The organism is Psychrobacter immobilis (assembly GCF_904846285.1).
Classification (GTDB): domain Bacteria; phylum Pseudomonadota; class Gammaproteobacteria; order Pseudomonadales; family Moraxellaceae; genus Psychrobacter; species Psychrobacter immobilis_D.
The window spans coordinates 41,547-66,609 of the sequence record NZ_CAJHAD010000009.1 but is presented as its reverse complement, the minus strand read 5'-3'; the positions used below and the strand labels follow the sequence as shown (position 1 = coordinate 66,609).

Genomic DNA, 25,063 nt, shown 5'->3' with positions numbered 1-25,063 from the left:
ACTTGTTGTATTAACAAGGAGCACTTTTTATATAAACAAAGAACACTCTAGCCAAACTGCTTTAAGAAGCGTACGTCGTTTTGGAAGAACAGGCGCAAATCATCGATACCGTAGTACAGCATCGCAAAGCGCTCAATACCCATACCAAAAGCAAAACCAGTGTATTTTTCGGCATCAATACCACAGTTGGTCAGAACTTGCGGATGCACCATACCGCAGCCCATGACTTCAAGCCATTTACCATTATCATCGAGGATATCGACTTCAGCAGAAGGTTCAGTGAATGGGAAAAATGACGGACGGAAACGCACGGTCAGTTCTTTGGCAAAAAAGGCTTCTAAGAACTCACTAATCAAGCCTTTTAGCTCAGCAAAGGTGCTCGACTCGGTAACCATTAAACCTTCTAACTGATGAAACATCGGCGAATGGGTTTGATCAGAATCATTACGATATACGCGACCGGGGCAAATAATACGAATCGGTGGTTCGTTCTTTTCCATGGTACGAATCTGTACTGGGCTGGTGTGCGTACGTAGTAGATAGTGCGCATCAAAATAGAAGGTGTCATGCATCGCACGTGCTGGGTGATGCGACGGAATATTGAGCGCTTCAAAATTATAATAGTCGCTCTCAACTTCAGGGCCAGTTGCGACATTAAAACCTGCTTGTATAAAATACTGCTGCATACGCTGAGTAATCATAGTTACAGGATGCAAATGACCTTTTTGACCACCGCGAGCAGGCAAGGTGATATCAATACTTTCGCTTGCAAGCTTAGCGTTTAACTCTGCGACCTCTAGCTGCTGCTGCTGCGCGGTTAACGCTTCTTGAATACGGCTACGCACTTCATGTAACCAGCCGCCGTAAGTTTTTTTATCGTCGCTACTCAGTTTGCCCATCTGCTTCGACCAGCCAGTTAAGGGGCTCTTTTTACCCGTTAATTGCACACGCAAATCTTGCAACGCACGCACATCGGTTACTTGTAGAACCAACGCTTCAGCGGCGCTGGCCAACTCATTTAGCTGCGCTTCATTGAGCTCGCTTAGCTCTGAGGACAAGGTCGGTAGCGCCGACAAATCGGTGGTAGCAGCAGGGGTAGTCATAAGACGCATTATTCCTGATTTAAACGGACTATTAATTATAGTGATAGGTAATTGTAGGGATTTGACCAAATATTGCAAACCATTTATCCATGCATGTGATGATAATGCTAGTGATTTGAATGGCTTGAATATTTAGACGACGATAGTTTAGACAGCAATAAATGCTGTTTTATAAAAGGGTATGTGATTATAGCGCTAAACAATAAATTATCAGACAATGTTATATAAAAAAAGCCACCGACCAGCGGTAGCTTTTATTAATATCGACCTATTAATCAATATTATCCCTATCCATATAGATAATCGCTTAGAAAAAATTACTTATAAATAAGCACTTAACAAGCAGCGTACCTAAAGAATGGCTAATATTTATGCTAGTTCCGCTTTTGCTTTTTCAACCAATGCTGTGAAAGTCGCTGCATCATGCATAGCGATGTCAGCAAGTACGCGACGATCGATTGCAATGTTAGCTTTTTTCATGCCATTAATAAAGCGGCTATAGCTTAAGCCGTTTAAGCGTGCACCAGCATTGATACGTGCAATCCAAAGACGACGGAAAGTACGTTTTTTGTTGCGACGGTCACGATAAGCATACTGACCAGCTTTGGTCACTGCTTGTACCGCTACGCGGTAAACACGTGAACGGGCACCGTAGTAGCCTTTTGCGCGTTTTAGGATTTTTTTGTGACGACGATTCGCCTGTACACCACGTTTTACACGGGCCATAAATTACTCCAAGATTTCTTTAATTACTGTTAAGCGAGTCACGATGTCATTAAATAGTTGAATAACAGACATCGTTATCAGATTGCAAAGTCAGGTATTTTTAATTCAGTAGCTATTAATTAAACAGCGCTTAATTAAAGATAAATGACGATAGCCTATTAGATGTATGGGCACATACGACGAACTGCTGCTTCGTCAGACTTGTCCACCATCTTCAGACCGCGCAACTGGCGAATACGCTTAGCTGATTTCTTGGTCAAGATATGGCTTTTGAATGCTTGCTTACGCTTAAAGCCGTTCGCTGTTTTTTTGAAGCGTTTAGCGGCACCGCTTCTGGTTTTCATCTTAACTTTCATGATGATTTGCCTCTTTGTCTTTGATAGAACCTGGTCGTCAAATAGTAAAAACGAATAGTGGCTGTGAAAACAAGCACTAAACCTCTATTTGCCTCGAGGTGGGAGGCGCTATTTTAACAGATCATGCGCAGTTTTGCCAAGGAAAGTTTTGGTCGCGTTTATCGTATGTTGTTCTTTCTAATCACAAATACTATCGCACTTATTTTAAGCGGTTAAACCTTGATCATTAGCCATTCAAAACACAAGCTTAAAGATAGAAGGTAAGCTATATAGACTTAATAAGACTAAGGTTAGCGGAGTCTTATTTACAATTATGATTGTATCAAAATTCCGCTCAAATATAATTGTGCTTTATTTACTGCTTTAACGTATTGAATGTCAGCCTAAGCTGTGTTTAAGTAGAGAGTGGACACTGATAAAGCGCTTTCATAAACGATAGATAGTCTAAATGGCGCTTAATGAGCTTCCTTATATTAAAACCTATTTTTTATTACTAATTATTTTTTATTAATATTTACTTTCTACTTATAAGACGATAGATGATGACTTTACCTGCTTGGCTGGCTGCCGTAAATTTTAACGCTGATGGTTTGATTCCTGCAATTGCGCAAGATCATGAGTCAGGGCGTATTTTGATGATGGCGTGGATGAACGCCGAATCCTTACAATTAACCGCGCAATCGCAGACGGCGGTATATTTTTCGCGTTCACGTGGCAAGTTATGGCATAAGGGCGAATCATCAGGACATACCCAGCGCGTACATGATATTCGGCTGGATTGTGACGCCGATGTGATTGTGCTCAGCGTCACTCAAGCCGGCGGTATTGCTTGTCATACTGGTCGCGAATCTTGTTTTTATCAACGTTTAGATTTATCAGGGCAAACGCCTGAGTGGCAAACGGTCGATAAAGTATTAAAAGATCCTGCAGAGATTTATCATACAAATGCTGCTGCAAAAACCACGCCTGAAATTATTGAAGCACCGTCTCAAAATATAGACCATTCACACACCCATCAAAATAACAGCCTTGCTACCACTTGTTCTATTTTGCAGCAGCTAGATAAAGTATTGGCCGAGCGTAAGCATGCAGATGCTGACAGCTCGTATGTGGCAAGCTTATACGCCAAAGGTCTCAACAAAATATTAGAAAAAGTTGGCGAAGAAAGTACAGAGAGCATTATCGCTGCTAAAGACTTTGCCAATTGCAATGAAAGCACTGATAAAACCCAATATGACGAAGCGCGTCATGAACTTATCTATGAAGTAGCAGATGTCTGGTTTCATACCTTAGTGGGTTTGGCTTGGTTCGATATCGAGTCAGATGCGGTATTAAATGAGCTGGGTCGACGCTTTGGTCTCTCAGGTATTGATGAAAAAGCCGCGCGATAGCTTTTTATAAGATAAGCCATTACCCTGTTTGATTATTGTTGCTTTCACCTTTTTGTCATAACAGCAGGTTATAATATAGTGACGTGTTAATTCGCATAAGCTATCGATAGCTTTTGTGTACGACAGCAATATTCTATACACTCAACGTATTCCTATAAAGACTGAAAACCAAGACAAAAGGATAGCATTATGGGCAGTTTTTCCATTACGCATTGGCTGATTTTATTGGTGGTGGTGGTTGTCGTATTTGGCACCTCTAAGCTTAGAAATGCCGGTAAAGATTTGGGCGGTGCGGTCAAAGGTTTTAAAGAAGCCGTCAAAGACGAAAATACTGAACATGCCAAAAAGCAGGTGGTGCTCGACCATGATGGCACTGCACACCCTGAAGAGCGCCCAACAACCACTAAGGTTGATGACAAGCATAATATATAGCATTTAGACAGTGACATCGGAACATTATGTTTGATATCGGGTTTTCTGAATTATTGCTTTTTGGCGTCATTGCCTTAATCATCTTGGGGCCAGAAAAGCTGCCCCAAGCGGCGCGTACCGCTGGGCAATGGTATGCCAAAATTCGCCGCACGGTTTCTACCTTACAATCTGAAATCGAAGCGGAGCTTGACTTAGCTGAAACGCGCCAACTGATGCAAAAAGAGCTGGCCAAAATTCGCCAAACTGAAGCAGAAATGCGTCGTGAGATGGCAGAGATGCGCGGCAGTATGCAACAGTTTGAATCCTCGCAAAACCAGCATCTAAAAGCAGCGCATCACGTGAAGGACACTGAAGTAGATATCAAAAACGATAACGGTGACAATGAAAGACGCGATCATTCATTAGCGACACCAAAAGAGTTTGATTATACCTATGACAGTTATGGGGCAGATAAAAAGTCAGAAGAGTCTGAGCAAGCAGAGTCAGCGGCTCAAGATAATGACGATAGTCTAAAAACTGACTGTAGTCACAATGCCAAACAAGTGATTCAAACCGTCACAACTAGACCATGGGAAAATATGTGGTTCCGTCTTGGCGCTTACGATAAAGCGCGACGTTTGCCGCAACCGCCCTATTTACCCAATTATAAAGCCGACATTTTATTAAACAGCGCTATCAACCGTTTAGAGAATCCTTTACATAAACAGGCTTCTGTTAATAAGCAGGAGATTGAGTAGTGGGTTTATTTAAACGTAAAAAAAGCCGTCAAGAAAAAGTAATGGATACAGAGAGCAATGCAGCACCAGAGGCCATTGATAATGAGAACTCTGATGATATCTTAAGCTCACTGGGCGATATGCCGATTACCGAGCATTTGATTGAGTTGCGTCGGCATCTGATTAAGATATGCGTCGCGGTATTGGTGATATTTTTAGCCTTGGTCGGATTTTCACGCGAGCTTTATGATTTTTTATCCGACCCCTTGGTTGCCCAGTTGCCCGCCAATTCGACGATGATTGCGACTGATATCACTTCTAACTTTATGGCACCGATACGCTTAACGATATTTGTCGCGGCCTTTTTTGCCATGCCGTATATCTTGTATCAAATTTGGTCGTTTGTGGCACCTGGGTTATATAAAAAAGAGAAGAAAGTCGCTATTCCTGTACTGATGTCTTCCATATTTTTATTTTATGCAGGCGTGGCTTTCTCTTATTTTATTGTACTTAAAGGCGTTTTAAAGTTCTTTATCATGTTTGCGCCGCAGAACGTCTTGCCAATGACAGATATCGACAGTTATTTAAGTTTTGCCCTCAAACTCTTTATGGTATTTGGGCTGACATTTGAGATTCCGGTTGTCACTTTACTATTGATATTGGCGGGTGTCGTCTCCATTCAGAGCTTAGAAGAGAAACGCCGTTATATTATCGTTGGCTGTTTTGCCGTCGCTGCAATCGTTACACCACCTGATGGCGTGTCGATGTTGATGCTCGCCATCCCGATGTGGTTGTTGTTTGAGCTGGGATTATTTTTAGCGAAAATCTTGATTAAAGAAGAGCGTAGCCTTGATTTGACAAACGATGCAGGATTGAAGAAAGAATAGCTCTACTTATCAGGCACTTATTCAAAAAACAGCCAATGTCTAATCTGTTAATATAACCTTCTTATTTTGCCTTTACTTTCTATTAGAATTTTTATTTTGTTCTGTGTGATTGCAAGTATTTTGCAACCAGCATCGTCATCATGACTAATCAGCCATTGTCTATGCAGTGGCTTTTTTTACCCCCGTTATTTTTGCCCCCATTCTAGTATTTTAGGTAGCTTTATTATGTCCGCATCTATGCCAGCTTATATGAGCGATCCCACTGATGAGCAGCTGAACGCGCTAAATATGGCGATGGATCATAAGTCATTTAAAGTGGTCGCTTATGCGGGCGCAGGGAAAACAACAACGCTTAAATTAATCGGTGAGCGTCTGCGTGGCCGCGGCTTATATTTAGCCTTTAATAAAGCCATTGCCAATGATGCGCGGCAGAAATTCCCCGGTCACGTCGATTGTCGTACTTTTCACTCACTAGCCTATCGTCATGTACCACGTGATATTACCGCCAAATTGTCGTTGCCGCGTTTTTCACCCAAGCGTCTTGGTGATGATTTGGGCTTACAACCGGTACAAGTTCGTCGGCAAATGGATGGGATTAATAAATATATTACTCTCACGCCAGCACGGCTAGCGCGATTCGTGAGTGATGCGGTGAGCAATTTTTGTAGTACACACGCAAGTTATCCTGCGCCAAGACATATTGAATTTCCAAGCTGGCTCGATGACTCTGATGCCGAACAGCTGCGTGAAATGCTCTACCCTGCTGTTGAGCAGCGCTGGTTACAGTCGATTGATGCGCGCCATCCTGCTGGCATCGGGCATGATATTTATCTCAAACTTTGGGCACTATCGAAGCCTAGTATTCCAGCAGATTTTATTTTATTTGATGAAGCGCAAGATGCTGATCCCTTGATGATGGGTATTTTGACCCAGCAGCCGCGGCAAGTCATTTACGTTGGCGATGCCCATCAGCAGATTTATGAGTGGCGCGGGGCGGTTAATGCGATGAAAAAACTGCCATTGCCGCAGACTTTATTAACGCAGTCATTTCGTTTTGGCGAACCGATTGCCGAGATTGCTAATACGTTGCTCAAAGCCTTGCAGGAAGAAGTACCGTTAAAAGGCAATCCTAATAAGCAGTCTTCTACCGAAAAAGGTATGGTGCATAGTAAAAAAGATGCCATTCTCTGCCGTACTAATGCTGCTGCTATGTCGCAATTACTAACGGGCTTAAAGCTCGGTCATAGAGTTGCTCTGCAAGCAGATACTGAGCGTATGCTTAAATTCTGTCAAGCAGCCGAAAATTTAAAAAATGGCAAATCAGCGTATGGCGTACCCGAATTAGCCTATTTTTATAATTGGGGTGATGTACAAGAATATTCTGAAACCAATGAAGGCAGCGACCTAAAAACATTGGTAAAATTAGTCGATGATCATGGGACTAATGTGCTCAGCCAAGCCGTGAATAGTTTATCTAGTATTGAAAACGCTGATTATGTCATCTCAACGGCTCATAAAGCAAAAGGGCTTGAATGGGGAAAAGTACAGCTCGATGATGATTTTTATTATGATGTGACCACCAATGCGGTAAAAATTAGCCCAGAAGAGCTGCGTTTGCTCTATGTCGCTTGTACGCGCGCGCAAAGTAATTTAGATATTCACAATATTAAAGATTTGATATCAGGATTACAGACGGGTAAAAAGGTCATTTTTGGTAATACTTAATAAGCTTTTCATCATCTTTTCAAGACCCGACTATTCCACTTTATGTAATGAATAATTAGCCATGAATAACATCCAGCCGTCTAACACTTCCTCTTTATCTCAAGCACTGCAAGAACGCCAAAACACCGTACAGCAATTATTTGCCAATCCCGTTCGTCTGCTCGCGCCTATGGAAGGCTTAACCGATCCATTAATGCGCCGAATCCTAACTCAGATTGCGACAGACCTAGGTCGGCCATATGATTGGTCAGTCAGTGAATTTATTCGCGTGACTCAGCATGTGTTACCAGCGCATGTTTTTTATAAATACGTGCCAGAACTGCATCATGATGCTAAGACGGCCTCTGGTACGCCGATTCATATTCAGCTACTCGGTAGTGAAGCACAGCTGATGGCAGAAAATGCCGCTTATGCTTGTGAGCTTGGTGCGCCTGCGATTGATATCAACTTTGGTTGTCCTGCCAAAACGGTCAATAGCCATCGCGGTGGCTCAGTGTTGCTTGATGAGCCTGAAGTGATGTATGACATTATCAGCGCCGTACGCCACGCTGTGCCCACTCATATTCCCGTATCAGCTAAGATTCGCTTGGGCTATACCGATAGCAGTCGCATGGATGATATCAAAGCTGCGATTGCTGCGAGCGGTGCAGATTGGCTAACCATTCATGCACGGACCAAAACCCAAGGCTATAAACCGCCCGCTTATTGGGACAAAATTCAGAATTTTAATACGTTGCACATTCCAGTCATTGCCAATGGTGAGATTTGGAATAGTGAGCAGGCGCAAAGCTGTATGGCGCAATCAGGTACGACGCATTTAATGCTTGGGCGCGGCGCGGTGACCCGTCCCGATTTGATTGCTCAAGTCGATAAAAATCAGAGTCATCAAAACCATCAGAATCCGGAAAATGAAACACCATTATTATGGGAAGATTTAATCGCGCATCAAATTAAATTTTTAGAAGGTGCGGCGAAAAGCGATGTGGTTCTAGTCGGTCGTTATAAGCAGTGGTTGGCGATGCTGACCAAAGGCTATAGCGAGGCGAAAACAGTATGGGACGATATCAAACGAGAGAAAAATAAAGCAGTGATTATCAAGGCGCTACAAGCTAGCATCGCTTAATGAATCACTACCGTATTGATTACACGCCTTATTTGTAGAGTGTCTTATTTGTGGAGTACCTTATACACGCAGCTAAATCGACTTACATGCTGACCCGAATTGCTAAGTAAAATAACATCAATGAGCAGGCCATCGATAGCACCCAAAGAATAGAGCGAAAGGTTGCCAAATTGGTAATATAGGCCACGCAAAACCCAATACGAATCAGCACATAAAGCCAAGCGATGGTATTAATAATCAATTGTGGTACAAAAAACAGCATTGCAACCAATACTGCGGCCAAAAATATGGGCAAAGTCTCATAGCTATTTTGCTGGGCAGCATTAGCCCGCGCGGCAGCTCCCGTCGTTCGTTGTAAAAAATCACGCGGATGCGCATTATCAGCCAAATTAAAGCCGCCAAGCGCTTTTGCCGTCAGCGCCATAGCTAGTGGCAGCAAACTTGCCACCACCATCGCCCAAATACCTGCCGCTGCGCTATCGGGAATCAACCCAAAGAATAGACTCATAAGTATACTCGCCCCTATCCTGCAACGACTTCAAAATCGTGAGTCACATTGACCCCGCCCTGTACCAACATCCGACTGGCTGAGCAGTATTTTTCTGCCGACAGTTTGATTGCCTTTTCTACTTGGCTTTCTTTGACATCTTGTCCTGTTACTACGAAATGCATATGAATGTCAGTATAAACCGCTGGCACGGTTTCGGCACGTTGAGCGGTCAACTCACAACGCACGTCAGTCACTTCTTGGCGCGACTTCTGCAAAATTGCCACCACATCATAACTGGCACAGCCACCTAGCCCTAATAAAATTAGCTCCATTGGACTGGCGCCTTTTTCTTTATCGGCATCAATTTGGACGTTATGCCCTGATGGTGACACACCCATAAAGGCTTTGTTTTCTTGCCACGTGACGCTTGCTTTTGACTCTGACATCTTAAATATTCCTTGTTTTAATTGGTACGATTTTGAATTCGCACGCTTCTTAATTCACATGATTTTTAATTTGTATGCTGACGGTTTTTTATTTTTTGAAAAACAATGTCTTTTAGAAAAACAACTTCTTTTGGTAGTGTAGCATAAGCCAAAACGAGATTTATAACGCCTTGCTGTTGTTAAACTTTTATAGAACACTTTAGCGTCTATTTTTTATAAAAGACCATTTCACACCGAATCTGATTATTAAGTATTTATCTTGATAGCATTATTCAAAATCATAATTTTTATAAAATCTAGCAAAAATGACTTACAAAAGTCTGCCTATAAACCACTGATTTTAAAGCATTAATCTTGTGAAACATTTTATAGCAAAATACTGTTACACATTTGGGTTGTTTCTTGGTTTAATAACGGTAATGAATCTTATTTTGTCATGGTACCGATAACAATCACCCTATAATAACTATGATTATTGTCACTGTACCTTGTCGAAATAAGCTATTTTTAAAATTTTAAAAGGGTTTAGTCATGATAGATGCAGACGGCTTTCGCGCCAATGTCGGCATCATCTTGGCAAATACACAAGGGCAGGTTCTGTGGGCAAAACGTATTGGTCACAACGCTTGGCAGTTCCCTCAAGGCGGCATCGACCGCGGGGAGACGCCGATGGATGCGATGTATCGCGAGCTCTGGGAAGAGGTCGGTTTACATCCGCGTCATGTGGATCTACTGGCGGTCACGCAAGATTGGTTGCGCTACCGCCTGCCGAAACGCTATGTGCGTCATGGGCAGTATCCTTTGTGTATTGGGCAAAAACAGAAATGGTTTTTGCTGCGCTTAGATGAGCAGAACACTCAACATATCCGCTTTGATGAGGGTAAACCAGAATTTGACCATTGGCAATGGGTCAGCTACTGGTATCCACTCGGACAAGTGATTCATTTTAAACGCGGGGTATACCGTCGCGCCTTGCAAGAATTGGTGCGCGAATTACCCCTTAAACAAGAACTGATTATTCCAGAACAAAACAACCATTTGTTGGTGGAATAATAAGCTAGAGTTTTTTTAATAGAAAATATAAAAGAGCCTGTATCAATAGATACAGGCTTTTTCGTATTTATAATTGCTAAAATTATGGTTTGATAGCGATTTTTAAAACGCCATCACGCTGATGCATAAATAAATCATATGCTTCTACAATATCGTCTAGCGCATAAGTATGAGTCACCATCTCTGATAGATCCACACGACCTGACTCAATGACATTCAGCAAACGACGCATGCGCTCTTTACCGCCCGGACATAGAGCCGTACGAATCGTATGATCGCCAAGACCAGCAGCGAAATTCGCTATTGGAATGACTAAATCCTCAGAATAAACACCCAGACTTGAAAAAGTTCCACCCGGTTTTAATATCTTGATGCATTGATTAAAGGTAGCTTGCAAACCTAACGCCTCGATACTGCTATCGACGCCACGCCCACCAGTGATTTTCATGATTTCATCAACCACATCAACTTCTGTGAAATTAAGCGTAATGTCCGCTCCTAATTTCTTCGCCATCGCTAGACGCTGATTGTTACCATCAACAGCGATAATCAGTGACGCACCTTTGAGCCTTGCCCCAGCAGTAGCACATAAGCCAATAGGCCCTTGTGCAAAGATAGCGACAACATCACCGATCTGAATATTAGCGTTTTCTGCACCCTTGAAGCCTGTCGACATAATGTCAGGACACATCAGCACTTGCTCATCAGTCAGTCCATCTGGCACTGGACATAGATTGGCCTGTGCATCAGGCACTAGCACATACTCTGCTTGCGTACCATCAATGTGATTACCAAAGCGCCAACCGCCGGTCGCTTTATAACCATGACAAGAGCATTTGCCATCGGCATCAAGATAGCCACCATCTTGTGAGGGAAAGCCATCTTGGCTAGCATAAGAGGTAAATGTTGGACAAATCGCGCCAGCGATGACTCGTTGTCCTTCTTTATAACCCATCACTGCACTACCTAGCTTCTCAATAATACCTACCGGTTCATGACCAATCGTCAACCCTTTTGCAACAGCATACTCACCTTTAAAAATATGAATATCGGTACCACAAATCGTCGTGGTGGTAATTTTTAGTAAAGCATCGTTCGGGCCGACATCAGGAATTTTCTTATCAACAATTTCAATTTTACCTGGCTCAACGAATATTAATGATTTCATCATAGTCATATCGTACTCCTTGTTAAACTGACCTCTGATTAGAGGATAGTAGGCATTCTTAATGGCGCTTAAATGACCTATATATCCAGTGTATGTCATCAGAGTCACTATTAACAGATAAATCCCTAACTATATTAGGGATTTATAATTGCCTCTATAATGAGGCTTAAATAATGACTAGAACAGCTTAGCCATAAGTCAGAGTGATATGACAATAGATAAATTACTGGTATTCTCGACTCTGTAGTTGAGCACGGAAGATAGGTTCGGCATCGATAGGACTTGGAGATTGAGTTAAAGTCAGAATACTTTGGGTGCGAGTACCGTATGTCGGGATGGTAGCATCCATGCTAAACAAAGTAATAGACTCGATATAAATAGAAGATAGTGCTCGCTCAATCTGCTTACCGACACCCGTTTCGGGTAATTTATTTTCTGGCGCTGGCGTTTTATCAGACATCACTGCAAAGGCCGCTTCTTGCCAATATTCAGGAGCGCTATTTTCAGCAATCAACGGTATGACTTCTTGTCTTAAACGGCCACGTAGGCGTTCGGTTTTAAACCACGCTTCTTCTGGTTGACCATTGGATAGCACATACAATCCAGCGTATAGCGGCGTCGGTGCATGACCACGATTATTGACAATCACCGCTTGCGCCGCATCACCAATAATAAGATTAAAACCTGCGTAATCTTGCAGGCTGATTTGCCGAGCAAACTCTATCGGGCTTAGCGTACTGGTCAAGAAATCTGTGACCAATTCACCGCGTGAGCGTTCGTCATTACTTGCCTGCACACTATCACGAAAGTTTAATACCGCCGCCCAACGTCCGTTTTGTTTATAAAAACCCTTCTGCTGCTGTTGGTGAATACCCAGCCACGTACCGCCGCTTTGCTTATCGCGCCCTGCATAAATAGGCTTATCTGACCACTGATGTAGTGGCTCTGTCGGACGCTGCAAAAACTCATCACGATTGGACAATAAAACCAAAGGCAGTTCATCAAATAACTGCCAAGCAATGGCGACGATACACATAGTTTTCCTTTTATATGATTAGTATGGGTTTCTTATTTAGCATGTGGCTATGATTTAGTATTCAAAGCTACTTATTAATTACTATTAATTGGTATTTAACTGTTTATCCGCAGGGTAACTGATTTTATACGTCGACTGCACTACCTGAGATTGTTTACTTGGTAAATCAAACTCCCACGCGACCATACCTTTATTATCATTCCAATCTTTTGTGCTAATCACTGGTGTATGTGTTGCGCTTACCTTAATACTGTCATCACTACTCACAGGCTCTGCGCCTAACACTTGCAAGCGCACGCTACGATTGTGCTGATTGGTAAATTGATAGGCTTGAGTGATGGTTTTGGTTTGTTGACGATTAAATACGCCTTTATCACCTTTTTTATCTTCATGAGTCAGCTGTTTCACAAGCAGGCTTGGATCAATACCAAAACCAATGCCCTGCTCTTTTAGGCTCTGATAATCATAGCGCGACTGTCCGACATAGTTATCATCGCGGTATAGCTGCAACGAGCCATCCGCCCAAGCAGGCGTCAAAAACGGCGCAGACGCATACCAATAAGCGGCTGTCTCGGCACTAGGCGTGCTGCGTAGCCATAGCTTACTAGTGCCAGATTGTTCATCGATAATAGTGCGTACGCGCCTGCCATCACTAGGAATACTGACACGCTGCGGCAGGCGATACTCAGTGATACCATTTTTATTTTGACTGCTCACCGTAAAGCTCGGTAGCGGTGGCATACTTTCTCCCGATGCACCGCCGCCATAACTGTCTCTCGCAGAAACGACTATTGGAGCTGCCTCCATCATAGGCGATGCATAACGGCTTAACTTAGCTTGCTCTTCGTCATATAATGACAAACGTTCGACTCTTGGTAGCTGGCTAGTCGTCGTTTGATTGGGATTAACGGTGCTTAAAATAACTGGCACATTGCTCCAGTTCTCTCCCGTTTGTTGAGCGATGACGGCAGAGGCGGTGATATTCAGCTGCTTGCTGTCTGTATTTAAGCGCGCTTGATAGGTTGGCTCCCAACTGGCACCGCGCACCTGATAATGCAGTTTAACGGTGCTTGGCATGCGACTGGCAGTGCGTACACTGACTTGGGTCACACTATTCTGTTTTGAGGTAGTACTGCCCGCCAGCAGCTGATTCAGCCCATCTTTCGCGTGCGCCTCTCGCTGCTGTAGCTCGACAATCCTTTTATTAATACTTGCCGCTTGCGTCTCTAAATCACGCGCATTATTGGCAAGGGTGGCAGTCGTATTGATTTGCGTGACCTTGGTCAAATTCTGCAAATAGGCTTTGGTTAAACGTGCTGCTTCTAATTCAGCGCTTATGTCGGCTAAGTTACTCTGCTGGCTTTTTACTGTAGCATCGCCTTGATATTGGCATTGTGCTGCTTGCTCAGCGCTTAACGTTTCGATACTGACTTCGCCAATATTCACGTTACCAGCAGCTTGAACACTGATACTATCTGGTTCGATGGTTGGCGATAAGCAAGAAAAAACCAATGTCTGCTCGCCGCTACCGCTAATTGGCAAAGTACGCGTTACACTGGCTAAGCCTTGGTAAATAGTGATGTTCTCAATATTGCTCACCGCCGCTTGTGCGCCTATAGGAACCCACAGCGTTAAGCCTGAAGCTACTACACCTAGCAAAGATAATGTCGATAAATATGGCTGCATAAAGGTTCCTTAAAAATTGAAGCGCTTTTTTTATCTTATCGGTTTTTGCCACGCTTTGCTATTCATTCAATGAACCATTCACTTATCCATTTATTTATCCATAAAATTATCATAGTGTTCGCAAGGGACGAATTTTGCTATTATGAGCTACATTCCATTATCAATAATATGATGCTCTTATGATGATTCACCCTCAGTATAATCCCGTAGCGCTATCTTTGGGTCCAGTGGAAGTGCACTGGTATGGCTTAATGTACCTACTGGCCTTTGCCGCCGCTTATGGTCTGGCTTGGTATCGCAGCACCAAACGCGACAATTGGACCACTGATATGGTCTCTGACTTGGTCTTTTATGGGGCGCTTGGTGTCATTTTAGGCGGTCGTATCGGTTATGTACTGTTTTATCAGTTCGGCGAGCTAATGCAAAACCCTGCGTATTTGTTACGAGTTTGGGAAGGCGGTATGTCTTTCCACGGTGGTTTTATCGGCGTCATGCTAGGTATGTGGTTCTTCGCGCGTAAATATAAGAAGACCACTTTTCAAGTGTTCGATTTTATCGTGCCCTGCGTGCCAACTGGTTTATTATTCGGTCGTATCGGTAACTATATCAATGGTGAATTGTGGGGGCGCGTCTCAGATGGTGGCTATAACTGGTTGACCTATTTCCCGCAAGCCGCTGCCTTTGATACGCAACAACTACAGACTAATCCTGAGCTACAAGAGTTAATGCTTGAGGTAAATGGGCAGTATTTGCTACCCCGTCACCCATCACAGCTATACGAAGCCTTTGCCGAAGGTCTGCTGCTATTTATCTTTTTATGGTGGTATTCATCAAAACCGCGCCCACGTATGGCAGCATCTGCGGTGTTCTTATTAGGCTACGGTATCAGCCGCTTTATAATCGAGTTCTTCCGTCAGCCCGATGCCGACCAAGGATTCATCCTGTTAGGCTGGATGACTAAAGGGCAACTCTTAAGCGCACCGATGATTATCGCCGGCTTAATCATGCTGATTTATGCTTATAAGCGCGGTATTTATGATTGGGGTAAGCAGTCAGCTTATTAATCCTTACTTAGCATCAATGTCTTTATTAAAAGCGATATAAAGAATTATATTAAAGATACGTTTTCACAGCGTAAAAGAGCAATTTTATGAGCAGTCATTACCACAACAGTAAAAATGAGCGAGCCTATTTAGACTTGCTACAACACGTCCTTAGTCAGGGCACCGAAAAAGGCGATCGTACTGGCACCGGTACGCTGAGCCACTTTGGCGCGCAGCTACGTTTTGACTTAGCAGATGGATTTCCATTATTAACCACTAAGAAAGTCCATTTTAAATCTATCGTCTATGAGCTATTTTGGTTTTTAAGTGGTAGCACCCACGTTGATTATCTGCAAGAAAATGGCGTGCGTATTTGGAATGAATGGGCAACGGCAGAGCAAACGGCACGCTTTAACCGTCCTGCTGGTGATTTAGGGCCAGTTTACGGTCATCAATGGCGCAATTATGGCGCTACTAAAGACGAAAATGGTATCTACAATAACGATGGTATCGATCAAATCAGCCAAGTCATTGAGCAAATAAAGAATAATCCCAATTCACGACGCTTAATCGTTTCTGGTTGGAATCCCGCTGAAGCGGAGCAAGTCGCTTTGCCGCCTTGTCATACTTTATTTCAATTTTTCGTTGCGGATAATAAGTTGTCATGCCAGCTCTATCAACGCTCAGCAGATTTATTCCTAGGTGTTCCCTTTAATATTGCCAGCTACGCTTTGCTTACCCATATGGTCGCACAAGTTTGTGGGTTAGAAGTAGGTGAGTTTGTCTGGACAGGCGGCGATTGCCATATTTACCAAAACCATCGTGAGCAAGTTGAATTACAGCTGACACGCGAGCTTTATACCTTGCCAACCTTGACCCTGAATCCTAATGTGACCGATATTTTTGCCTTTAACTATGATGATATCAGCGTCGATGGTTATGAGTCGCATCCTGCTATTAAAGCCAAGGTTGCAGTCTAATTTTCTATCGCTTTAATATTAAAAGACAATGAAAAGGATGTGTTATGAGTTATGCCAACACCGAAGTTGCCCAGATTGTGGCTATCAGTAGCAATCGCTGTATCGGCAAAGGGAATGAGCTACCGTGGCATATCTCAGCAGATTTGCAGCATTTTAAAAGCATGACGACTAAGCAAAATGACGGCGCGATACAAGGTATCGTCATCATGGGTCGTAAGACTTTTGAGTCAATGGGCAGCCGACCACTGCCAAAACGTATCAGCTTTATCATCACTACCCAACTAGACTATGCTGAGCAAAAAGGCTTGGTAGGTAGTGAAAAAGCTTATGTGATGCACAATTTAGACGATGCGCTCACTCAAGCAGCTAGCCTTGCGCATGGCGCGCATCTTGATACGATTTGGGTCATCGGTGGCGAGCGAGTGTTTAAAGAAGCGATGATGTATACCGACCGTGTCGAGCTGACGCATGTCGATACTGACATTATGGATGGCGATGCCTTTTATCCTGAGCTACCAAATGAGTTTGTAGTCGCAGAAAAATCTGAGCAAGTTCACGATGAGAAAAGCGGGCTAGATTTTAAGTTTGTGACTTATAAAAGAAAAGGCTAATTTCATTTAATTTTTATAACCTATTATTTAAAAGGAGAAGACACTTATGGAAAATTAAAAAAGCTCAGCAAAATTAATTACTGAGCTTAAAAAACTTTTATATAAGACAACTATGGAGACAAACTCCATTATTAGCTAAATATAAAGTTTTGGTTTACCTGTAGGAAGGTCCATATACTTTATAGCAAATGCTAATAAATGTCTACGTCTCCATATTTGTGAAATTATTATCATAATTATGGAGGTCATAATGACCATTTATTGTCGTTATCCTAAAGCTGTGCATGTTCGTTGGTATTTGCGCTATCGATTTAATCGTTGGGAGCGCGTTTGCGAGCACTGTCGCAGCTACCCAAACCAACAGTTAACTTTTGATTTCTAACGATTAGAGAATCTTAACTGTTCAATATTATTAATTTTAAAATGACAACAGTCTTATGGCTGTTGTCATTTTTTTATGAAAAATCTGCTTATTCATGCAGCACTTTATAAACCGTTTTCGCTAACATCGGACCAATTCCCTGCACGCCAGCCAGCTCTTGCTGTGACGCCCCAAGCAATTGCTGCATACCGCCAAAGTGATTGAGCAAATCACGACGGCGCTTTTCACCCAGCCCTGGAATTACTTCTAGTACTGACGATGAACGGCGCTTATCACGCTTCTTACGGTGCGCAGTGATGGCAAAACGATGCGCTTCATCACGAATATGCATTAATAAATGCAGCGCTTTACTGTCCATCGGCAAATCAAGCGGCTCATGATCGATAAAATGCAACACTTCCAAGCCAGCCTTACGCCCCTCACCTTTTGCCACACTAATGAGCAAGGTATCATTAAGAATACCCAACTCCGTCAGTACCTCTTTAGCGATACCCAGCTGACCTTTACCACCATCAATGAGCAACAGATCAGGCAGCGGCTGCTTCTTATAGCGGCGTGTCAGCACTTGTTTCATCGCCGCATAGTCATCACCGCCGACAATGTCATGAATCGCATACTGACGGTAATCACGGCGACGTGAGCCACCTTGATCAAAGACCACGCAGCTACCAATGGTCGCCTCGCCCATCGTATGCGAGATATCAAAACACTCTATGCGATCAATGGTTCGATCAGTCACGTCAGCTAAGACGTCTTTCAGCGCACTAAAGCGCGCATGTAATTCTAGATAATCGCCAAGCTTGGTTTTTAGCGCATTGTTGGTATTTAATTTAGCCAAGTCTAACCATTCAGCGCGGTGCTCACGGACGCTGGTTTTGATGACGACTTTACTACCAAAATGGCTCGCCAGTGCTTCACTGACCGCGACCTGATCTGGTAATTCATGACTCAACATGATTTCGGCTGGCAAGTCATCGGTTACCTGAAAGTAAAACGAGGTGATAAATGCTGATAAATTATCTGCAAGAGGCTCGCTGCTATCGACGTCGGGAAAATAGTTTTTGCCGCCGAGCACGCGCCCGCCACGGACGGTCAACACGTTAACACAGGTCATGCCTGCTTGACTGGCAATCGCAATCACGTCGGCCTCGCCTTGCACGGTATAAACGGCTTGCTTCGCTTGCACTTCGCGCAGCATGGAGAGCTGATCACGATAGAAGACCGCTTTTTCAAAATCTAGTTCCTCAGCAGAAGCTTCCATTTTTTCAATCAGCGTACTATGAATATCGCTAGAATCGCCCTTTAGGAAACGAATGGTGTTATTGACATCTTCTGCGTACTCGTCGGCTGACACCAAACCAACACAGGGTGCACGGCAACGCTTGATTTGATACTCCAGACAAGGGCGCTTACGTTGCTTAAAAAAAGTATTGGTACATTGGCGCATCTGAAACATTTTTTGCATTAAGACTAATGTTTCTTTTGCCGCATGAGCAGAAGGGAAAGGACCAAAAAAGCGACCCTTTTGATGGTTGCCCTTACCGCGCCCATAAGCCAATCTTGGATAAGGTTTATCGGCTGAAATAAACACATAAAGGTAGGATTTATCATCACGCAGTAGCACGTTATAAGGCGGACGATATTCTTTAATCAGGTTTTGCTCAAGTAGCAGCGCTTCCGTTTCACTACGGGTAATAATGGTTTCGATATTATGAATGCGCGCTACTAACGCTCGCGTCTTTGGATGGTCAATAGTCTTGGCAAAGTAGCTGTTGACGCGACTTTTAAGCGATTTGGCTTTACCGACATATAAAATATCGCCATTTTTACCGAGCATTTTATATACCCCTGGCAAATTTGGCAGGCGCTGGATTAAATGCTTAAGACGGGCTTTTTTATCGTCGACGGGACTCGATGCGGAGACATTGACCATAGAATTTCTGACTCTTAAATTAAGGCTTTAAAATTAGCACACATTAAAAATGTGAGTAATATCATCATTTATGGGGCAACAACCAGCATTTTGCAATGCTAATAATTAGCTTAGCAATAGACATAAAAAAGGCCAGCATCGAGGCTGGCTTTTTTTAGCAAACTTTAAAAATCTAGTGACGGAAATTTGGCAATAACGCTGGAATACCTGGCAACATACCGACGATTGCCATAACCCCCGTTAATATCACAAAAGTGACCACAGGAATAATCCAGCGGCTCATTTTGGTCAGATTAGCACTGCGCTCTTTTGAGCCAATTAAACCTAAGTTATCTAGTACTAAGGTAATCGACCAACCAAAGGCTGGATTGACCAAGGCTGAGGCAAAAACGACAATGGCCGCAGACTGGGTGGTTTTACCTTCGCGTGTCATCTCCATCCCTGCTTCAAGCAGCGGAATAAAGACACCGACAATCAACGCCACGCACATTACTGGTTCCCAAATGGCCAAATCCATGGGATAACCCCAAACACCGGCAATAATACAAAACAGCGCCGTTAAAATCGCACCGGCTGGAATAGGACGTTTGGCAATCGCTGCCGGCACAATATACGTGCCCCATGACGATGCAAAGTTCGCGCCGCCCAATAAAGAGCCTGCTACCTGACGAATAGATGCACTGGTCATAGTATCATCGATATCCATCAGCACGCGCTCAGTACGTTTCGGATAGCTAATTTTTTGAAAGACCTGATGACCTAAAAAGTCTGGTGACCACATAGCAACTGCCAATACCGCAAATGGCAGCACTACAATAAAGCTTTCAATCGTTGGCAAGCCTAACATCCAACCCGTATTTTCGCCCCACCAATACATCGGGTTCATATGCGGTAGACCGGGTGCCGTTTTAAAGGCGAAGGGCGCTCCCATAGCAAATGCAACTCCGCCGCCTAACAGACAGCTCAGTGGCACAGCTAGCCAACGCTTTTGGTAATTCTCTAAGACCGCATATAAGATAATCGTCAGTAGAATCACTACAAAAGCAATATGCGACATGCCAATACCTTCAGCCCACGTAAATAGGTTTTTAACTTGGGAAGTGGTACCAATAAAGCCTAAATACAGCAGTAAGCCGCCGCACACGCCTTTACTGGTCAAGTTTGCTAGCAGACTGCCGCCTTTACTGATGGCAAGTAACAAGCCAAAAGCACCGATTAGCAGACCAAAGGCCATCGGGTGACCGCCAGCAGCAACGACGATAGGAATGAGCGGAATCAGCGGACCGTGCGTACCGGCAAGGTTAGCAGTTGGTAGCAGAAAACCCGAGAATAAAATGATAAAAAATGAAACGATTAGCAGCTCATAGCGGACGTTTTCTAGGACAAAGGCATCACCTAAACCAAGCGGGCCGGCAAAGGTTGCCGCAATAGCGCCCACCATCACCACTTTACCAATGGTCGCCGCCATCGCTGGAATCGTATCTTCATACTCAAAACGATAATCACGGAACGGCAAGTTTGGACGCCAGCGTTTCGGCTGCATGATTTGTAGTTCATGATTGAGATAAGCATTACGATTTTTAAAACTAGAATTGGGCTTATGTAAATCTACATAGCTGCCTTGCAAATCTTTATCAGAAGGGATTGGTTGCTGCGGGTTGGACCCTGAGGCGGGAAGCTGTGTACTACTCATCACATTTCCTTATGTCGACTGAGATTTGAGCAGTTTTATTTACCCTAATACGGCGTAAAATAATACAGTGTAAATAAAGTCACTCAAAACAAAATGCCGCTATTGTAAGGTATCAGTAGGGATAATGCGAGGCCTTAACGATTAAAAGATACTATCCGTATCGTTATTAAAAGTATTTTTTATGACTCAGTGGTCGATAGCTAGAAAATAGTAATGAATACCCTTAAGAGATAAGCGTTATGATACTAATGGCCCTATCGTTACGCTTTAAAGCTGGTGAGCTTAGGTGTTTTTCACTATGATAAATGTCTTTTTATGGCTTATTGCTTGATAGCCATACCTTACAAACAACCATGCTTGCTGTCATATTCAACTTAATACAATAAAAACACGTTATACGATAAAAATAATCCATACGATAAAATGAGCAAAACCGAAAAATCAATAGGAAATATCAATGAGTTTACTGCCAAAAAAACTTGAAACACTAAGACGTAATGCCAAAAAGAACATCATGCCATTACTTACCCCTTATTTGCTTAAAATGCGTATTAATACTTATGCACCCTACATCGGTGCCGGTATCAAGATCGAGCATATCAATCTCGATCAAGGCTTGTGCGTCGTCAGCATGGGGCTAAACAGCTTAAATAAGAATATCGTCGGTACTCAGTTTGGTGGCAGTCTATATTCGATGGTTGATCCGTTTTATATGCTGATGCTCATGCACCAATTGGGAAGCAGCTATGTGGTCTGGGATAAAAGCTCACACATTGAGTTTGTGGCACCGGGCAACAGCAAAGTCACCGCCCGTATGAAAATCCCTAGTGATGAAATCAAAACCATTCAGGATTTAGCGAAAGACGGTGAGCCAGTATTTCGTGAATATAAGGTTGATATCGTCGATGAGCAACAAAAAATCATCGCTACCGTAACCAAAACTATTTACATTCGCCTGCGTAAATACAGTAAATCTAAAGACCAAATCAACCGTATAGACAATTTAGAAAGCTAACGTTAAGCTTAAAGCGTTCAACTAAAATAAAGCCCCACATACAAAAACCCCAATCTGGCAGTCGCACAGATTGGGGTTTTGTCTTTTTTGGTACTACCCGCTTATTTATATGATAAACCTATGAATAAGGGCTTGTATCTGATTGCTCTTTATTGCCGAATCGCATAATAGACGGCTCAGCAATAAAGTATATTTAAGCACAATGCTTAAAACCAGATACTGGATATAATCTAAGCGTCAGCTTTTGGCTTAACAACTTTAGGTGCACGCGGAGCAAGCTTCTCGCGGATACGTGCTGATTTACCAGAGCGCTCACGTAAGTAGTATAGTTTCGCACGGCGAACTGCGCCACGGCGTTTCACTTCAATGCTATCAATGATTGGTGAATGCAATTGGAATGCACGCTCAACACCAACACCGCTTGAGATTTTACGTACGGTAAACGCTGAGTTTAAACCGCGGTTACGCTTAGCAATTACAACGCCTTCAAAAGCCTGTAAACGCTCACGCTCACCTTCACGTACTTTTACTTGAACCACAACGGTATCGCCGGGTGCAAAGCTTGGGCGCTCAATCAATTGAGCATTTTCGATGACCTGAACCAATGGATGCTTGTTGCTCATGAGAGTTATCTCCTCACATTAGATAATAGAGGCTTGACGCATATCACCTGTTTGTAATAATTAATCATAGCTATTATTAATATCTTTGATTAATAATAACTACAACGTAAATGGGTTATGACAAACGGCCATTATGCTATGACTCGTTTTATTACTGCTCAAAATTTTATTTCTTAACTGTTTATTTTTTCAACCGCTATTAACGCTGCTTTTTATCTGCTTTAGCCAATGCTTTGAGCCATTTCGCTTGCTCTACCGTTGGGGTAAACGCTTGCCATAAATCTGGACGCCGCGTTTGCGTACGTTCAACTTGTTGGCTAAAGCGCCACTTAGCAATATTGGCATGATGACCTGAAAGTAGTACTTCAGGGACCGCCATACCGGCAAACTCATGCGGCTTAGTATAATGTGGACAATCAAGCAAGCCATCGACGAACGAGTCTTGCTCAGCTGACTTATCATCGCCCATAATATCAGGCAGACGACGTATCACACTATCCATCAGCACCATGGCAGGTAGCTCACCACCCGTTAAGACATAATCACCGAGCGATATCTCCATGTCGACATACTGCGACAGTAAGCGCTCATCAATACCTTCGTAACGACCACATAATAAAATCATGCCGTCATACTCAGTCATACTGACCACACTACTTTCGCTGAGCGTCTTGCCTTGTGGTGACATATATATCACCGGACAATGCTCACTATCGACACGGCAGCCATGTTGACTGGCTCGCAGGCGAGCATCCTCAATCGCTTGGGATAATGGCTCAGCCATCATTACCATGCCAGGACCCCCACCATACGGGCGCTCATCAATACGTCGATAATTATCAGTGGTATAATCACGCGGGTTGATGCATTCAATCGTGACTTGCTCCTGAGTGACTGCCCGTCCCGTGATTCCAAACTCACGAATCGTGGCAAACATTTCAGGGAAAATACTAATCACGGCAAAATACATCGGATGTCTACTTGCACAATGGATAACAGTGGCTAAATAAATCGGTGTGACTATCAACAACCTTTAATAATAAAGCCGAAGCTTATCTCACCAAAACTTGTCTTAATAATTAATTATTAACCATTACTGATTAATAATCGCTTATTAATAATCACTTGGCCATGCCACAAGCACGGTTTTCTCAGTCATATTGACTTCAATCACTGTCTGCTTATGCCAAGGTATCAGGCGCTCTTCTTTATCCAAACTGTCTGAATTTGCCGTTACGCGCATGATGTCATGGGCACCGGTTTCAAACATTTCAGTGATAGTGCCTAAATACTCGCCTTGCTCGTTCATCACGCGCAAGCTGACCAAATCCGACCAATAATATTCGTCTTCCGCTGTTTCTGGCAAAACGTTTTGTTCGACCCAAAGGGTTACCCCATTCATGGTCTCAGCAAGGTTACGGTCAGGAATTTGCTCAAATTGAGCAACAATACCTGTCCCTTGCTCACGCCAAGCCTTTACGGTCAAAGGCTTCATACCAGTAGCAGTTTTCATCCACCAAGGCTGCATATCAAATATTGCCGTACGATCATCCGTATCACTAAATACCCACAGCCAGCCTTTAATGCCATAAGGCTTTTTTAGCTGACCGATTTTCATAAGTGCACTAGCGTTTGGAACAGATGACATAACGGCTAACCTAACAATGACTAAAACAGCAATGATTAAAAACGCGGCGCTGAATACAGTTCAATCAAAAGCGATAAACGCAATCAAAAGTAATAAACAGTTAATGGCGCACCCTGGTCAGACCAGTTACGCTATGTTTTCTAAAGCCGACCAATAAACGTGAACATTACGCTATCAGTACTTAGTAGCTAAAACTTAAGCAGTTGCTTCAGTTTGAGCTACAGACTTGTTATAAGCTTTTGCTAATGAAGCAACGCGATCTGAAGGTTGTGCACCTTTAGCGATCCACGCATTGTACGCTTCCATGTTTAGGCGTACTGCTTCTTCAGACTCTTTAGCGAGTGGGTTAAAAAAGCCGATGTTTTCAATGTAGCGACCGTCACGCGCGCGGCGTTGATCAGCAACAACTACTTGATAAAATGGGCGTTTCTTGGCACCGCCCCGTGCTAAACGAATAACAACCATGTGAATTCTCTCTTTCGCAGGTATACCAAAAAGGGCATAATTATATCACAGTCTTGTTTTATTGAAAACATAAACTGTGCTTATTTAATTATTTATTAACAATAGCTTAAATAGCAAGGCATGTAAAACATAATTCATAATTCGTGGTTAATTTGTCGAGCTTGACCCCATTAAATAGGCTACCAATTCTATCGGTAAAGCCAACAACCAAATTATTTGATTATGCTATCCTATAAGCAAACGCTAAGACCAAACCCTATTATCGAACCGCATAACCAAAAAATCAGCTTAATAAAGTTTGAAATCGTAGGCTTGTCATATCGAATGAAGTT

At 43.1% G+C, this 25,063-nt stretch carries 26 protein-coding genes; 12 read left to right on the top strand and 14 right to left on the bottom strand.

Translation table 11 applies throughout. The annotated features are described in order from the left end of the window. Window positions 1-47 precede the first annotated feature (47 nt). From pheS to rpmI, 3 genes are all read right to left on the bottom strand, one after another. Window positions 48-1,103, bottom strand: coding sequence for a phenylalanine--tRNA ligase subunit alpha (gene pheS / locus JMX13_RS07340; RefSeq protein WP_201611637.1), 1,056 nt, complete (start codon window positions 1,101-1,103; stop codon window positions 48-50). 369 nt (window positions 1,104-1,472) lie between these two features. Next, complete coding sequence (gene rplT / locus JMX13_RS07335) at window positions 1,473-1,829, bottom strand: 50S ribosomal protein L20 (protein ID WP_011281252.1); 357 nt, start codon at window positions 1,827-1,829, stop codon at window positions 1,473-1,475. A gap of 158 nt (window positions 1,830-1,987) precedes the next feature. Further along, window positions 1,988-2,185 (bottom strand): 50S ribosomal protein L35, encoded by a 198-nt coding sequence (rpmI, locus tag JMX13_RS07330; RefSeq protein ID WP_011281253.1) that lies wholly within the window; start codon window positions 2,183-2,185, stop codon window positions 1,988-1,990. Between the two features lie 542 nt (window positions 2,186-2,727). Here rpmI and hisIE point away from each other — a divergent pair. The 6 genes from hisIE to JMX13_RS07300 all read left to right on the top strand — a co-directional run bounded on the left by hisIE (window position 2,728) and on the right by JMX13_RS07300 (window position 8,459). After that, window positions 2,728-3,576, top strand: a complete 849-nt coding sequence (hisIE, locus tag JMX13_RS07325) for a bifunctional phosphoribosyl-AMP cyclohydrolase/phosphoribosyl-ATP diphosphatase HisIE (RefSeq protein WP_201611733.1) — start codon at window positions 2,728-2,730, stop codon at window positions 3,574-3,576. A gap of 189 nt (window positions 3,577-3,765) precedes the next feature. Beyond that, window positions 3,766-4,008 carry a Sec-independent protein translocase subunit TatA gene (gene tatA, locus JMX13_RS07320; protein WP_201611628.1) on the top strand — a complete coding sequence of 81 codons (243 nt, stop codon included), beginning with the start codon at window positions 3,766-3,768 and terminating at the stop codon, window positions 4,006-4,008. A gap of 26 nt (window positions 4,009-4,034) precedes the next feature. Next, window positions 4,035-4,745, top strand: coding sequence for a Sec-independent protein translocase protein TatB (tatB, locus tag JMX13_RS07315; RefSeq protein WP_201611626.1), 711 nt, complete (start codon window positions 4,035-4,037; stop codon window positions 4,743-4,745). Then, on the top strand, window positions 4,745-5,611 hold the full coding sequence (gene tatC, locus JMX13_RS07310) for a twin-arginine translocase subunit TatC (protein ID WP_201611624.1): 867 nt from the start codon (window positions 4,745-4,747) through the stop codon (window positions 5,609-5,611). The genes tatB and tatC overlap by 1 nt, the downstream gene beginning before the upstream one ends. Window positions 5,612-5,836: 225 nt before the next feature. After that, window positions 5,837-7,336 (top strand): UvrD-helicase domain-containing protein, encoded by a 1,500-nt coding sequence (locus tag JMX13_RS07305; protein ID WP_201611622.1) that lies wholly within the window; start codon window positions 5,837-5,839, stop codon window positions 7,334-7,336. Between the two features lie 61 nt (window positions 7,337-7,397). Continuing rightward, window positions 7,398-8,459, top strand: coding sequence for a tRNA dihydrouridine synthase (locus JMX13_RS07300; protein WP_201611611.1), 1,062 nt, complete (start codon window positions 7,398-7,400; stop codon window positions 8,457-8,459). A gap of 82 nt (window positions 8,460-8,541) precedes the next feature. Here JMX13_RS07300 and JMX13_RS07295 read toward each other — a convergent pair whose 3' ends face one another. Together JMX13_RS07295 and JMX13_RS07290 are read right to left on the bottom strand one after the other, a co-directional pair. Next, window positions 8,542-8,967, bottom strand: a complete 426-nt coding sequence (locus JMX13_RS07295; RefSeq protein WP_201611609.1) for an MAPEG family protein — start codon at window positions 8,965-8,967, stop codon at window positions 8,542-8,544. A 14-nt stretch (window positions 8,968-8,981) separates the two neighbouring features. Continuing rightward, on the bottom strand, window positions 8,982-9,395 hold the full coding sequence (locus tag JMX13_RS07290; RefSeq protein WP_201611607.1) for an OsmC family protein: 414 nt from the start codon (window positions 9,393-9,395) through the stop codon (window positions 8,982-8,984). Window positions 9,396-9,926: 531 nt separating this feature from the next. On the opposite strand from JMX13_RS07290, the gene JMX13_RS07285 reads away from it, so the two are divergent. Beyond that, entirely contained in the window at window positions 9,927-10,448 is a 522-nt protein-coding gene (locus JMX13_RS07285) for an RNA pyrophosphohydrolase (protein ID WP_201611605.1), read from the top strand. Between the two features lie 82 nt (window positions 10,449-10,530). Here JMX13_RS07285 and JMX13_RS07280 read toward each other — a convergent pair whose 3' ends face one another. The 3 genes from JMX13_RS07280 to JMX13_RS07270 form a co-directional block, all read right to left on the bottom strand. Next, window positions 10,531-11,625, bottom strand: a complete 1,095-nt coding sequence (locus JMX13_RS07280; RefSeq protein ID WP_201611603.1) for an NAD(P)-dependent alcohol dehydrogenase — start codon at window positions 11,623-11,625, stop codon at window positions 10,531-10,533. Window positions 11,626-11,839: 214 nt separating this feature from the next. Then, window positions 11,840-12,652: an NRDE family protein gene (locus JMX13_RS07275; protein WP_201611601.1), complete on the bottom strand. Its 813-nt coding sequence runs from the start codon at window positions 12,650-12,652 to the stop codon at window positions 11,840-11,842. 84 nt (window positions 12,653-12,736) lie between these two features. Beyond that, the gene (locus JMX13_RS07270; RefSeq protein ID WP_201611599.1) at window positions 12,737-14,338 is read right to left on the bottom strand and encodes a DUF4139 domain-containing protein; all 1,602 of its coding nucleotides are present in this window, start codon (window positions 14,336-14,338) and stop codon (window positions 12,737-12,739) included. Between the two features lie 179 nt (window positions 14,339-14,517). Between JMX13_RS07270 and lgt the strand changes: the two genes are divergently transcribed. The 4 genes from lgt (at window position 14,518) to JMX13_RS13775 (ending at window position 17,354) form a co-directional block, all read left to right on the top strand. Beyond that, on the top strand, window positions 14,518-15,402 hold the full coding sequence (gene lgt / locus JMX13_RS07265; RefSeq protein ID WP_201611597.1) for a prolipoprotein diacylglyceryl transferase: 885 nt from the start codon (window positions 14,518-14,520) through the stop codon (window positions 15,400-15,402). Between the two features lie 86 nt (window positions 15,403-15,488). Continuing rightward, a complete protein-coding gene (locus JMX13_RS07260; RefSeq protein WP_201611589.1) occupies window positions 15,489-16,361 on the top strand; it encodes a thymidylate synthase in 873 nt (290 codons plus the stop codon). Window positions 16,362-16,405: 44 nt separating this feature from the next. Then, on the top strand, window positions 16,406-16,972 hold the full coding sequence (locus JMX13_RS07255) for a dihydrofolate reductase (RefSeq protein ID WP_201611587.1): 567 nt from the start codon (window positions 16,406-16,408) through the stop codon (window positions 16,970-16,972). A 250-nt stretch (window positions 16,973-17,222) separates the two neighbouring features. Then, window positions 17,223-17,354, top strand: a complete 132-nt coding sequence (locus JMX13_RS13775) for a hypothetical protein (protein ID WP_265088401.1) — start codon at window positions 17,223-17,225, stop codon at window positions 17,352-17,354. A gap of 88 nt (window positions 17,355-17,442) precedes the next feature. Here JMX13_RS13775 and uvrC read toward each other — a convergent pair whose 3' ends face one another. Continuing rightward, on the bottom strand, window positions 17,443-19,287 hold the full coding sequence (gene uvrC / locus JMX13_RS07250) for an excinuclease ABC subunit UvrC (protein ID WP_201611585.1): 1,845 nt from the start codon (window positions 19,285-19,287) through the stop codon (window positions 17,443-17,445). Between the two features lie 172 nt (window positions 19,288-19,459). Further along, window positions 19,460-20,980 carry a DUF3360 family protein gene (locus tag JMX13_RS07245; RefSeq protein ID WP_201611583.1) on the bottom strand — a complete coding sequence of 507 codons (1,521 nt, stop codon included), beginning with the start codon at window positions 20,978-20,980 and terminating at the stop codon, window positions 19,460-19,462. A gap of 457 nt (window positions 20,981-21,437) precedes the next feature. Here JMX13_RS07245 and JMX13_RS07240 point away from each other — a divergent pair, with 457 nt between their 5' ends. After that, complete coding sequence (locus JMX13_RS07240) at window positions 21,438-21,995, top strand: DUF4442 domain-containing protein (protein WP_201611581.1); 558 nt, start codon at window positions 21,438-21,440, stop codon at window positions 21,993-21,995. Between the two features lie 230 nt (window positions 21,996-22,225). On the opposite strand, the gene rplS is transcribed toward JMX13_RS07240, so the two are convergent. The 4 genes from rplS to rpsP all read right to left on the bottom strand — a co-directional run bounded on the left by rplS (window position 22,226) and on the right by rpsP (window position 24,731). Beyond that, window positions 22,226-22,618, bottom strand: a complete 393-nt coding sequence (rplS, locus tag JMX13_RS07235) for a 50S ribosomal protein L19 (protein WP_011281271.1) — start codon at window positions 22,616-22,618, stop codon at window positions 22,226-22,228. A gap of 199 nt (window positions 22,619-22,817) precedes the next feature. Next, on the bottom strand, window positions 22,818-23,588 hold the full coding sequence (gene trmD / locus JMX13_RS07230; RefSeq protein WP_201611579.1) for a tRNA (guanosine(37)-N1)-methyltransferase TrmD: 771 nt from the start codon (window positions 23,586-23,588) through the stop codon (window positions 22,818-22,820). 144 nt (window positions 23,589-23,732) lie between these two features. Further along, a complete protein-coding gene (gene rimM, locus JMX13_RS07225) occupies window positions 23,733-24,266 on the bottom strand; it encodes a ribosome maturation factor RimM (protein WP_201611577.1) in 534 nt (177 codons plus the stop codon). A 195-nt stretch (window positions 24,267-24,461) separates the two neighbouring features. After that, complete coding sequence (rpsP, locus tag JMX13_RS07220; RefSeq protein ID WP_010197931.1) at window positions 24,462-24,731, bottom strand: 30S ribosomal protein S16; 270 nt, start codon at window positions 24,729-24,731, stop codon at window positions 24,462-24,464. Between the last annotated feature and the right edge of the window lie 332 nt (window positions 24,732-25,063).